This is a genomic window from Alkalicoccus halolimnae (assembly GCF_008014775.2).
In the GTDB taxonomy this organism is placed as follows: Bacteria; Bacillota; Bacilli; order Bacillales; family Salisediminibacteriaceae; genus Alkalicoccus; species Alkalicoccus halolimnae.
Map to the genome: position 1 here is coordinate 3213915 of NZ_CP144914.1, position 12970 is coordinate 3226884.

Annotated in this window: 7 protein-coding genes; 1 reads left to right on the top strand and 6 read right to left on the bottom strand. The window is 45.9% G+C overall.

Annotated elements, in window-relative coordinates:
• Window positions 1–305: 305 nt before the first annotated feature.
• The gene (locus FTX54_RS14750; RefSeq protein ID WP_187254533.1) at window positions 306–2294 is read right to left on the bottom strand and encodes an acyltransferase family protein; all 1989 of its coding nucleotides are present in this window, start codon (window positions 2292–2294) and stop codon (window positions 306–308) included.
• A gap of 689 nt (window positions 2295–2983) precedes the next feature.
• Between FTX54_RS14750 and FTX54_RS14755 the strand changes: the two genes are divergently transcribed.
• Window positions 2984–4195 (top strand): dicarboxylate/amino acid:cation symporter, encoded by a 1212-nt coding sequence (locus FTX54_RS14755; protein WP_147803699.1) that lies wholly within the window; start codon window positions 2984–2986, stop codon window positions 4193–4195.
• A gap of 215 nt (window positions 4196–4410) precedes the next feature.
• Here FTX54_RS14755 and FTX54_RS14760 read toward each other — a convergent pair whose 3' ends face one another.
• The 5 genes from FTX54_RS14760 to FTX54_RS14780 all read right to left on the bottom strand — a co-directional run bounded on the left by FTX54_RS14760 (window position 4411) and on the right by FTX54_RS14780 (window position 12968).
• Window positions 4411–5334, bottom strand: a complete 924-nt coding sequence (locus tag FTX54_RS14760) for an SDR family NAD(P)-dependent oxidoreductase (protein ID WP_147803698.1) — start codon at window positions 5332–5334, stop codon at window positions 4411–4413.
• Between the two features lie 27 nt (window positions 5335–5361).
• Window positions 5362–6774, bottom strand: coding sequence for an exopolysaccharide biosynthesis polyprenyl glycosylphosphotransferase (locus FTX54_RS14765; RefSeq protein WP_147803813.1), 1413 nt, complete (start codon window positions 6772–6774; stop codon window positions 5362–5364).
• Between the two features lie 383 nt (window positions 6775–7157).
• A complete protein-coding gene (locus FTX54_RS14770) occupies window positions 7158–8240 on the bottom strand; it encodes a YheC/YheD family protein (RefSeq protein ID WP_147803697.1) in 1083 nt (360 codons plus the stop codon).
• Between the two features lie 116 nt (window positions 8241–8356).
• Entirely contained in the window at window positions 8357–10498 is a 2142-nt protein-coding gene (locus tag FTX54_RS14775; RefSeq protein WP_147803696.1) for a sugar-transfer associated ATP-grasp domain-containing protein, read from the bottom strand.
• A 796-nt stretch (window positions 10499–11294) separates the two neighbouring features.
• Window positions 11295–12968, bottom strand: coding sequence for a hypothetical protein (locus FTX54_RS14780; protein WP_147803695.1), 1674 nt, complete (start codon window positions 12966–12968; stop codon window positions 11295–11297).
• Window positions 12969–12970: the final 2 nt, after the last annotated feature.

Below are 12970 nucleotides of genomic sequence, written 5' to 3' on the forward strand. Positions count from 1 at the left end.
ATCAACATCAGACTTGGCTCTTACGTAAAAAAGGGTATACGTTTTTCTGCTAATTTTTCTTGAGGAGTTCTTCTACTGAAAAACCCGATAGAACAGACTTTCATAGATAATTGATATTCGTTTCATTAGAATTTATTAAATATTCTTCTTGTTATTCCTACGTTCACGTAAAAGCCCAGACTTTAACAAAGCTAGAGAAAAAGAATAATGTTTTTCTGCGCTCTTCTCTGTATTTCCGCCGTTGGATTTGGTAATTCTGCTATTTTCTACAGCACTTCACCAGCATTTACGGCACATGTTCCTATTCACCGATCAAACTCCAATGCCTCCAGTATTTCCTCCTCCAAGTAAGGAGCGAGGGTTCGGGCATACGGCACAGAGATGTGGTGGGAGTCCCTGTAAGCCATGACATTTCCATAAGCAGGACCGCATGTGTCGTCGCCGCAAAAGTAGTCACTGAGATCGGCATAGTACACGTTTTCCGGCTGCTCGTCCCCAAGCTTTTCCCACGCACTTGGTTCCGGGAGCACTTCGTCTCTTGAAACGGAACACTCCTCCGCTTCTGGCCCGTTTCGTTCTAAACAAACGGGAACATCTTCAGGGAACCACGGATTATCCCTTATCGCAAATACACGCAGATTTTCTTCTGCGAGCTTTTCCCATCGTTCTCTGTAACCCGAAGGCACCCTCCCTGGAGAAGATCCGGCATCAGCCGTTGTGAAAACAAGATCCGGATTAATTTCTATAATTTCTTCCATCAATCTCTCGTTCCATTCAGCGCAGCTTTCTTCTTCATCTTCAGGATTCCTAAAGCGGCAGGCGCTCTTCGTTATCGAATAAACTTTCAGATTATGTTCTTCGACGAATTCTTCAAAAGCTGGAATCCAATGGGCAGAATGCGAACCGCCGACCAAAGCAATTTCCGCTTCCGGATTGTCTTCTTCCCCGAAAGTACAGACGATGACTTCTGAATCTTCTTCTGTCTGATGACACCCTTCCTCATACACAAACGGCATTTCTTCACGAGCGTTCGCGGGGATCGGAATAATATCGTCCTGTTCAAAAGTATCTTCCACTCCGAGAGCGAGTACCTGGGCGCCGGGGTGGGATTCATCTCCAATGCTCTCAGCTGCCGACTGCTCAAGGAAATTTACGTATAAGGAAAATCCGGCCACAAACAGCACAACCGGCAGTGCAATCATTCCGGAAACAACCGCGCTGGCAGATTTCGTACGCATGCCTTTTCGAAAGCGGATCGGATTTTCAATGAATCTTACACTGGCATACGAAAGGAGAAAAGAAAGCCCGATCAGCAGCATTCCACCCCATAATGTAACCGACGTATTGCCCGTAATCTCATAGTAATATATCAGCAGCGGCCAGTGCCATAAGTAAAGCCCGTAGGATAAACCGCCGATTTTCGTCATTACAGGAGCTGAAAGCAGCCGGTTAGCTGTAAATGTGTCTTCATAGTTTCGGTTTAAAATAATAAGTACGCCGCCGGTTGTCGGAAGAAGCGCGGCCCAACCAGGGAAGTTCTGAGTCAGCCCGACGAGCGGACCGGAAAGCAGCAGAAGCAGCAGTCCTGCCCATCCCATCACAAACCCCACTTTTCTATTCACTCGTATTTTTGTTATGCAAAGAGCGAGAAGTCCGCCTAATCCGAACTCCCATACGCGGGTCAGCGTATTAAAATAAGCTCCTTCCGGATTAACGCCCGTTAAGTATAAGGAAAAGCTGAAAGATCCTGCTGTAAACAGAGCGAAAACCCAGGTTAATACTTTAGGAAGCGGAAGGGTGCTCTTCGTCCATTTTAAAACAAGAAGCGTCACGAAAAAAGTAAGCCCCCATATTAAATAAAACTGTCCCTGAATCGACATCGCCCAGAAATGCTGAAAGGAGGACGCTTCAAAGTTCTGTGCCAGGTAATCGGTCGAGGTCACAGCTAGATGGATATTCTGAAAATAAGCAGCAGAAGCGATAATTTCATCTGTAAGCTGGCTCCACATCGTCTGCGGAAGTATCAGGACACTCAATACTGCGTTCACAAACAGCACCAAAAATCCAAGTGGAAATAACCTCTGGGACAGTTTCACCACAAAGCCGGCAACGTCCACTCTCCCATCCCTGTGATACATTTTGACAAGTATCGTCGTGATCAAAAATCCGGATACGATAAAAAAGATATCCACGCCTCCGGAAACTCCGCCAATCCAGTAGTGGTAAAGAATGACGAGCACCGCTGCCACAGCCCGCAGTCCTTCAATTTCCAGCAGTTTTCCTTCTTTATGCACCAGAGACCCCTCCCTTTTGATCACAGGCAACAGGAAAAAAAGCATCTTTTCCTGAAATGCTTTTTCTTGTACTTAAAGAACACAGCCTATCGGATACAAAAAATTTCGTCTATGGAGATGGGTGTACGTTATGATAAAGAAAGAAGCCTCAATGAGATTTCCGCTCAGATGTATACTTAATTATATTCCCCTTTTTAACAAATGAATGTATAAATGCCTGCACAACGGGAAATGTTGTAAAAGCACGCCTGTGATTGCCGCCGCATAAAGTTCAGCCACATATTCAGCCGGCTATTCTCCTATTTTCAGACGTTTTTAAGTGAAAAACGGCCTTGGGTAACTGAATGGGCTGCTTCAGCAGACGCTGAGGGAGGGTGTAAGGTCGTATTTCCACCGTTTCTCCGTGTATTTCTGCCGCTCCTCATGTTATTTCCACTACTCGACGGCATAATTCCACCATAACCCACGATAATTTCACCACTTCTCAATAATTCCGCCATTTCCGGTCCCCCGTCCTCTCCCTTCCCACAACTTTATCGAAAAAATTTGTACACCCGGAGAGTAATGGTGATATACTAAAAATAAATGTTTGTGAAAACATTCACCAAGTCCCGTTGGAAAACCGCTGCTTCACAGGCAGCAGCAAGCTGCGGCCGGCTGGACTTTATTTATCGAAAGGGGAATACATAATGAAGATTAATTTTCTTACGCAGATTTTTATCGCCTTTGTGCTGGCGGTGATTCTCGGCGCGGTCGTCGGTCCATCGATTGAGGTTGTTTCTCCGCTCGGGGATGCCTTTCTCCGGCTGATTCAGTTTATTATCGCACCGCTCATTCTTGCCACGCTCGTCGTCGGGGTGGCTGGACACGGGGACTTGAAGCGTGTCGGGCGCATGGGTGGAAAAACCGTCGCCTATTACCTCGTGACGTCCGCCATTGCAATCTCGCTCGGTCTCGGAATGGGCTTTCTTTTTTCTCCCGGAGAAGGAGTCGACATTCCGACGGAGAGCATAGACGAATCCGCTGCCGAAACCGAAGGCACGGAGGGAATTGTCGATACGCTCTTAAACATTATTCCAACCAACCCATTTGAATCTCTCGTCGAAGGGAATATTCTGCAGATTATTTTCTTTGCGCTGTTTTTAGGGGTTGCCATTTCTGCAGTCGGAGAAAAAGCCCGTCCGGTACTGACCTTTTTCGAAGCCTTCTCGGAAGTGATGTTTAAAATTACCGGACTCGTCATCATGCTCGCTCCGATCGGGGTATTCGGCCTTGTCGCACCGATTATCGGAACTCACGGTCTAGGTGTGCTTCTGCCTCTGCTGCAGGTCATACTCGCCATGATTGCCGCATGTGTGATCCACGTTGTCGTTACGTACGGCATCGCTGTAAAAACACTCGGCAGAATGAGTCCGATTACGTTTATTAAAGGAATTGCGCCGGCTGCGATTTTTGCTTTCAGTTCTGCAAGCAGTGCCGGCACGCTTCCGCTCACCATTAAAAATACGACTGAAAATCTCGGTGTTTCAAAAGGAACGAGCAGCTTTGTCCTGCCGCTCGGAGCGACAATTAACATGGACGGCACCGCCATTTATCAAGGCGTGGCAGTCATCTTCATCGCCCAGTTTTACGGCATCGATCTCAGTGTCATGCAGCTGCTTACGGTGGTTCTCATCGCAACCCTCGCCTCCATCGGTACAGCCGGCGTTCCCGGTGCCGGTCTGATTATGCTCACGCTCGTACTGACAAATATCGGACTGCCGCTTGAAGGCATTGCGCTGATTGCCGGTATTGACCGGATTCTTGATATGTTCCGTACTTCTGTCAACGTTATCGGTGACGCTTCCGCTGCGGTCATCGTCGACCGGAAAGAGCCGATGGACGAAGAAAAAGCAGCTTGACCGCAAGTAACGTAAAAGAAAAGAGAAGCTCCATGACGCCAAACCGTCATGGAGCTTTAGAGTGTTGATTAAGTAAAGAAAGAAGTATATGTATTCTATTCCTTGTATTTTCTCTTCCGCTTACCGGCGGAAGCCTGCCGTGGGGCTTGTCTTCAACTCCGGTTTCTCTATACCTGCCGGAGACCCAAACAAAAAAAGCCGTCCAAAGGCGGCCTTTATTTCTGCTGATAATACTCCATCGTCCTCTTAAGCCCCTCCGCCAGAGACACCTTGGGACTCCAGCCGGCTGCTTCGTGAAGGCGCTGATACGAAAGAAAGCTGTGGCGGATATCACCCGGCCGGGGGTCTCCGTGATCCGGTTCAGGATCTTTTCCAGCTGCACGGCTCAGCTGCTGAAGAAGCTCGTTAATGCTCGTCTGCGTCTCAGAACTGACGTTATAAACACCGCGGACCGTTTCTTTATTAAGAGCTTCAATGACAGCCTCTGCCACGTCTTTTACGTAGACAAAGTCGCGTGTCTGCCCGCCGTCTCCCTGAATATATACCTGCCTTCCTGCAAGAAGAGCCTCGCAGAAAATCGTAATAACCCCTGCTTCGGTGTCGACGGTCTGCCGAGGTCCATAGACGTTCGCAAAGCGAAGCGCAGCGGTGCGGATTGAATAAAGCCTCGCATAGGACTGAATATACTGCTCCGCTCCAAGCTTTGAAGTTCCATACGGAGAGAGCGGCTCTTTCGGAGACACTTCCATAATCGGAAGTCTGTCCACATCCCCGTAAACAGCCGCGGAAGAGGCAGAAACGAACCGGCTTACCCCCGTCTTTCTCGCTGCTTCGAGCATATGGACAGTACCTAGAATATTGATAGACAGATCCTCTTCCGGTTTTTCGAGCGACGGACCGACTTTACTCTGCGCCGCCAGATGAATAATGCCGTCCGGCTGATGACGGGCAACTGACTGTTCTACAAGCTCTTTATCGCGGATATCCCCTTTAATGAACAGCGCTTCCGGCGGAATATTGCCAGCCGTTCCGGTCGTCAGGCTGTCGTAAACGACGACACGGTCCCCACGTGAGAGCAGCCGCTCAACGACGTGGGAACCGATAAATCCGGCTCCGCCTGTTACAAAAATAGTCTGCATATAAAAAGCCCTTTCTTCAAACCGAATCTAAAAGTTCAGCGATGAATTCTTTCTTCTTGATGGATCGTCTTTCTTATTCTCTTCCGGAAGTTCCAGCTTTTTAGACTGATCATCCCATCCCCCTTCCGACTTTGATTTATCGAAAACGACAAGGCACGTTTTTAACAGAATAATGATATCAAGCCAGAGACTGTAGTTGCGGATATAGTAAAGGTCGAAGCGGAGCTTATCCTCTGCATCCGTCGTATATTTCCCCATAACCTGCGCATACCCGGTGATCCCGGGTTTTACACGGTTCCGGTAGCTATAGTGGTAATACTTCTGCGTGAGCTCCTTAATGAAAAACTCCCGCTCCGGCCGCGGACCGACCAGGGACATGTCGCCTTTTAACACGTTAAAAAGCTGCGGCAGCTCATCAAGACGTGTGGACCGGATAAGCTTGCCGACTTTCGTGATCCGTTTGTCATCGGATGACGCAAGAATAGGACCGGTTGTGCTTTCCGCTCCCTGAATCATCGAACGGAATTTGTAGATCGTAAACGGCCGGTTATTTTTCCCGAGCCGCTCCTGTGAATAAATGATATCTGCTTTTGGATCTTCCAGTTTAACCATTACTGCCGTAATAATAAGCGCCGGCGATGCGAGTATGATAAGTGTGAGCGATGACAGAAAGTCAAACACGCGCTTGAGAAACACCTTATCCCACGTGAGCAGGAAAGGACGCACCCCCATAACGAGCGTATCCTCCATCGGAGAAGTCGTCGATTTCTGCAGCAGCAGTTCGTACAGCTCCGGAATCACATAAACAACTTTATTCCGCTCCATCGCATAGTAAATGATCTGTGATTTTTTCTCTTTGGAAATATCTGTTGCCAGTACGACAAAGTCGACTTCATCCAAATAGTAATGAAGCTCCTCCATCGGAATATGTTCCGATACGTGCCGCACCTCTGTGCCTTTCAGCATCGGGTGGCGGATTTTATAAAGCAGCTTCGACGTACTTTCCCCATCCCCGATGAGAAGCACCTTGCCGATTTTACTGCCCCGCGTTACTTTCAAGTAAAGAACTTTGAAAATTACCATAAGGAACACCGTGAACACGCTCGCAATCAGGACGACCGAACGCGGCATTGCGAACTCGCGGAACAAGTAGGACGCAGCCATCGTGAAAAACGTCATGAGTGCTGTTGCCACAAGAATTTTGCGGACGATATCGCTTAAAGTATGCTTTCGGTCCAGGCTGTAAAGCTCATAGACAGAAATGAAAAACAGCCCGATCAGCAGAATCCACGGAAGAAGTGAAATAAACGCATCCCAGTTCCGGCCCGGAAAATCGAGATAACGGATATAAAACGCGCTGATATAGGCAATTAAAATACAAAGTAAATCCCCTAAAATAATTAGAAATTTATGTTTCCTGGTGTCAGCCATGCTATACATGTTAAAACCTCTCTCTATATCCCCCATTGCATCCACTATTGCAGCGTTGTTCATGCTCTTTTCATTATAGTGGTTTTAGGGGAGGTATGCTACTTTTTTTGGGAAATTGATACGTTAAAGTAACAGACGACAATTGGGAGGAAATGTTACAAAGAGATTCAGTACGACCTAAAAAAGCGCTCTCCATTTTGAAGATATTTGTCCGGCTGCTTCCCGCCGTGGGCGTTTTTTCACAGATGAGCTTCCCGCTTATTGCAGCGGGTTTTTATTTAATCCTGATAAAAGTCTCTAAGGAGAAAGTCGAAAGCATGAAACTATATTCCAGCGATTTCAAAACAAAAAGCCGGGACTATTTCACCCGGCCTGCTGAATTAATTTTTTTATTATGGTTTTTCTTTTACTGTTTCAGCTTTTGGAATTTTTGCAGACGTTTCTTCGAGGTATTCATAATACTGTGCTCTTGCTTCAGCAATTTCCAATTCGAAAAATTTTGTCCCGGGTGAAGTATTCACTTCAAAAAACCATAAACTTCCATTCGGCTCAATGCCAATATCTATCCCCATCGAATCAATTGGAAAATCGTAAAACTGCTGCACACAGGGAGGGAGATTTTCAGCAATATCAATCAGATTTTTTTTAATTTCCTGACCTCTGTCCCCAAACTGAACCTCCAAGAAAGAATCCCATTCGCTGACTGCTCCTCCTTGATTTACATTGGATGTGATTGCATTACTCATCCCAATTCTCGGAAGAAGGGTAATCCACTTCCACTTCCCATTTTTAGCCCGTCTCGTGTGTATCCGAATATCAAATGGATGATCTTCCTTCGTGCGGGATTTAATAAATGGCTGGACCAGGTATTTACGTTTTTTAAACTGTTCTTCTGTCATGGTTTCCATCTCTTTTTCCGACAATAATTCTGATTTCCTGTCTGTATGAAGATTATACCCATCGTTTGATTTTTCCGCCTCATAAATGCGTTTACCCTGATTTCCCTTCGACGGCTTCAAAATAACTTCCTTGTATTCTGTGAGGAAATCATCGATATCTTTCTTAGAATGAACCATTCTGTATGGAATCAATATATGTTTAAATGTACCGTCTTTTTCCAGCATCTCATATATCTCATTTTTTGACCCGATTCTATGTGTGGTCATAATACAATGCTTTTCAAGTTCTTCGTGCAGCTCTTTCGTGTCTTTCGTCGGGAGAGAATTATCGACTACTGAAGGGTAATCCACGCTTTTACGTACCCATTCATCTCTTACTAAAAAAAAGCCATTTATTTTTTTACTTTCCATGTTCACGTCCTGGGGTCTGAAATAAAAAAACTCAATCCCATAATGGCTGCAGGCTACGGCTACGGATCTTGCAGATTTAGAAGGTTTGGTCCGCCTTCGAAGCATGCCGACTTTCAAAAGTGGACCTGCGGACTTTGCGTTATGTTCAGTATATTGTTTACTCACGTCACTTACCTCCTGTGTACTAACATTCTATCATTCTACTATACAAGTTCATGCCAATCCCGGCAGCGCTTTCATGTTTTTGTCTAATAAACCGCCTTTATTCAGGGCGGTTTATTTTATCGGACGGAAACTTCTTCATTCGTTTTATTGTTAATTATCCTTTTCGTAATATGAGAAACAACTTCTTCTGTCAAATCACCGAAAATCGGTTTCTGCGAAGCAAGCTGGTACAGCCAGGTCACTCCGTGGACGTTCATTTCGATAAAGACAGGCTTTCCATCTTCCCCTGCCGCAATATCCCAGGATATATAATCGTGATACGGGACCTGTTCATGCAGCTCTTTCACGAAATCTATAAAGAGAGCAAAATCCGGGATAACCGCTTCCGTTTCTGCAAACGAATAGCCGCTCGTCGGATGTTCGGTATATTTAACCGCATGTTCATTTACTCCGAAGGACAGCAGCTGCCCTTCATCATTTACTCCAACACAGAGGCCGCCTGCTCCAGCATTATCTTTCACACTTCCCCCGGCCCCAAAACGGGCAAACGTCAGAAGATAATGAATCTCCCCCTTCCAGCGCAGCGTCACCATTCTTAATGAATTTACAGAGCTTGGATGAGGGGAAGCCAGTATTTTATGCTGGCGGATCGTTTCCTGTACGATAAACTCCCTTCCCAGCAGCTCTTCCAATTGACGAATACTCATTCTTTCATCCTTTAAATATAATTCCTTTCCAACTACGTTTATTTTATAGATGCCCTTACCATTATTCGTAGTTGTCGGCTTCATGATCATATCTTCCCCATGATCAACAAGCACGTTTTCTGCCTCCTTTTCCGACAGAATTTGATAATCGGCATCAAAATAGGCTCCCTTTATCCGCCTCAGGACTGTTGCCGGTTTGTTTTCCGTTTGAATCAGCTTGTCGTAAATATTTTTATCCTTATACATGTTCATCGTTTTTTCCGTATTGAAATAGGGGATAAAAATTTCTTTCATAATGTTAAATGGCACGAGCCGTTCCTCTGTTCGTCCCGTCAGATTACGGAACGCCTCGTGAATCGTTACGTTGATATTTTTACCGTAAATCCGCTTCCAGTAGATCTGCACTTTTGCAATTTCCTCCGCGCTGATCGAATCAAGAAGTCCGGCGCTTTTATATTTTTTATAAACGGGTCTGTTTATTTTTATTCCAAACGTTGTCAGCGGATTACTGGATTCTCTCACTTCTACAGCACCCTGATCATTCAGTCTGAATTGAACCGGTTCACTGTCAGGAGGCGCGTTTTCTGTCAAATAATCGAGAAAGCGCTGGGTCCCTTTACGGGATAAAGGTTTCGTTTTAAAATCCGTCTTTTTATTGTTTGAAAGATACGGAATCAGATTGATATCCACAGAGAAGCTTTCATCTTCTTTTATAATAATTTCCGCGAGACAACTGTAAGCGGGAGTTTCCGACTGCTCATATTTTCCAAACGAATTGTAAACCGCATTCCCCGTCGAATAAATGATATACGCTCCAGCGTGCTTTTCCACCGTGCCTGCAGCATGAGTACCATGTCCTATAATCAGATCTGCTCCAGCTTCTGCCGCTTCTCTTGCCGGTTCGATAACAGTACGCTGCGTGCCTGCAGTTTCATAATCATGATTTATCCAGTGAGGAGAAACGATAATATACGCATGTGAATCATTGTTTTTAATCGAGATGATCTCTTTTTTGATCTCCTCTACCGATTTCACATGCACACCTGCTTTTTCTGTATCCGCCCGATACTTGATGATCCTTTTATCCATTTCTTCCTCTATAACAGCAGCGATCACATAAATATTTTTGTCTGCTGCTTTCATGACAGGGGCAGGCAGTTCTTTCTCTACTTTTCCATACCCAAGAAGGTCGAAGGAAGCAGCTTCGAGAAGCGATACGCTCTCCGAAGCCCCTCTATGACGCCCTGCCTGATCATTTGCATAGGTAATATGGGTTACACCGAGTCTCTTCAGTTCCGTCATTGTCCGATCCGCATCGTCCCAGCTGCTTTTCGGCTTTTTTTCAGCCGGAACCTCGGAGGACTGATCCAGTAAAACGGTCTCCAGATTAATGAGAAAAAAATCCGGGTTTCCAGCCAGTTTTTTAAAACCAGCTGTAAAAGACTGCGGGTTTTCCTCCAGTTGTACCAGACGTTTCTGACGCCCGGGTTTATGAAAGTAATAGTCTCCCAGGGAAAAATCTCCTGCGAAAAGTAACCGTTTTTCCTGCATAATTCGTCCCTCCTGTTTTTCATAGAAACTCTGCTTCTTTCCGGTGCTGCCGTTCGGAAAAGATGAAGCTGCGGCTCTGCTTTAGAGGAGATCTTCAGGTGAGCTTACGTCCTGTACGACCTTCCGCTCTTATTCCAGAGGATATTTCCGCTTCGATGTTTGTAAACCAAATAATAGGCCTGTCTTTCTGGAAACGAATCTCTTTTTATGAAGGCTGCCTTGAGAATAATACATCTATTATGAGGAATTCCTTTTTGGTCCTCGTCCGCCTTCGTTTCCATGAAGACCAGCCCGCGGGACTGAATCCGTTTGAAACGGAGATCTTATCGAATCTTCGTGTTTACCCGTACTAATATGTATGATGAAATTCATTCATCTATATACCAAAAATGAAGCAGAGTTTTCTTTATTAGATTGAAGATCCTGCTCTGTCTTTTTACCGTAAGCTGCAGGGCACATGGTGCGACTACAGGGCGATGAAGGACGAGCCCCACTCCGCCCCCGACGGAAGGGAGGAAGGAATTAGCTGAGGCCGGCCCTGCGCCCCCATGGAAACGAAAGCGCACGTTCATCGATTTTCTACTTTATTTTCAAGGCAGCCTTTCCCTAAGCGAACGGCGGGGTCTCCGTCGGGATCAAGCAACGTCGGAAGATTCTCTTTGGAGAAGCCGGACTTCCCCAAAAACAGCGGAAAGCATCCGCTGGTGAGCGCAGGAAAAAAGAGAGAAGCTGTTTATAGAGAATACCGGAACACTATTTTGATGAGAAGAATTTCTCTGAATTCGGAACAACTTCCTTATTCCAATTCATTCATGATATGGTACAGGGCAATCGAACTGGAAATGTTATGCTGTGTAAAATCGTTGCGGAGTTCAATGACTTTAAACTTATTGTGAAAAGCTCCCGTTGAGAGACCTTTCTTCTCAAAATACATCGCCTTTTCCGGACGGATCTGCATCTGAAGCTGAAACTGAATGGAACGTTTAATCGTATCCGCCAGCCGCTTCTTCATTTCCGTATCCTCGGTTAAATAAAAGACGTTCGCCAGTCCTTCGGTTTTACAAGCGTTCGGTACCGATTTCGGATTCCGGCCTTCCTGCGGAGGATAACCTCCCTGCCATTCCAGATCGTACTTTTCTCCACTGAACTGGCTTTTCATAATCGATTCTGCCATCAGCTCTGCATGTTGACGGAAGCTCTCCCGCGGTCGGAACCTGCTGATCGCGCGGATGCCGTAAAGCAGCCAGTGATCACTCTGCACCGTTTCCAGCGTCGCTCCGGCATTCGCTGTTTCCACTAAATAAGCGGTTGCCTGCTCGGCACTGTCGAGCCATTTCGTGTTCCCGTCAAGCTCATACAGATTGGCCAGCGCGAGAATCGCTTCTCCTGTGTAAAAATCGGAGCGGAAATCCGTTACTTCTTTCGTGCTGAAAATCTGCTTGTGAATACCGAAATCCCCGTTTTCTTTCTGGGTCGCTGTCATCCAGACAGCTAATTTCTGCATCGTATCGATATACTGGCGGCTGCCCGTCAATTTCATATATTTAGCAAGCGCTACGAGGAGCAGGCCGTTTCCGCCCAGTTTATTCACGTCACGCTCCACGAGAACGAGAGCGTCTTCCCCGTTTTCATTTACTTCTTTTGTTTCCTCTACAATATAATTTAAAGCAAGTTCTGCTTTACGAATGATCTCCTCGTCTGCTTCAATTTCATATGTTTCCAGCATGGAATAAATCGTTCCGGCATGACGGAGAATGTTATATTTAGCTGGCTTTTCGTTGCGCGCCGGATCATAAATGTAAGTCATTTTCCCTTTTTCATTTACGACTTTCTTAAAGTAGTTATGTTTTGCCAGATTAATTGCTTCGAGAAGAGAATGTTTTGTCAAAGAATCAAATACCCGGTGTCCCCGGACCAGCTCCACTGTCTCTTCACTGTTCACATAAACGGAGGCAGTTTTAAACTTAAAAAGCACGTCGGCCTGCTTCCAGTCCTGCCCTGCTGAAAGCTGCTGCGACAGCGCCCGTTCAGCAGCTTCTATTGAAAGTTTCTGCTCATCTATAAGTTTGTAGCACTCCACTTCCTGGGGTGAAAATACGGCTTTTATTCCCGGGCCGAAAGCGATACCGTTGACACCGCGGTTGTGTTTATAAATATGCTTTTCGACTCCTCCGGTCAGGTTATTTTCTGAAGTAACTTTCGTAATAATGTCCAGCTTTATATGTTTCGGTTTGAATTTAAATGGACGGTTCGTCAAATAATCATGATAGGCTTTTTCAACTGCTCCCTGAACGGATTCAGAAGTACCATAAGTGACGTAAGCCCGGTTTCCGCTGTTATCCGCAGCAGCTATAAAGGCCACGTATCGGCCTTCCAGCGTGTCGAAATCCTCATTTTTGAGCCCTAAATCCCGCAGTTCTTCGCTTTTTTCCAACAGATCGTTAAACAGAATTTCTGCAGCCTGCTTCAATT

What these genes read in the sequence shown, in the direction of transcription:
- FTX54_RS14760 (WP_147803698.1), bottom strand. Translation starts at nt 5,334, where the DNA reads ATGCAGACTATTTTTGTAACAGGCGGAGCCGGATTTATCGGTTCCCAC.
- FTX54_RS14775 (WP_147803696.1), bottom strand. Translation starts at nt 10,498, where the DNA reads ATGCAGGAAAAACGGTTACTTTTCGCAGGAGATTTTTCCCTGGGAGAC.
- FTX54_RS14765 (WP_147803813.1), bottom strand. Translation starts at nt 6,774, where the DNA reads ATGTATAGCATGGCTGACACCAGGAAACATAAATTTCTAATTATTTTA.
- FTX54_RS14755 (WP_147803699.1), top strand. Translation starts at nt 2,984, where the DNA reads ATGAAGATTAATTTTCTTACGCAGATTTTTATCGCCTTTGTGCTGGCG.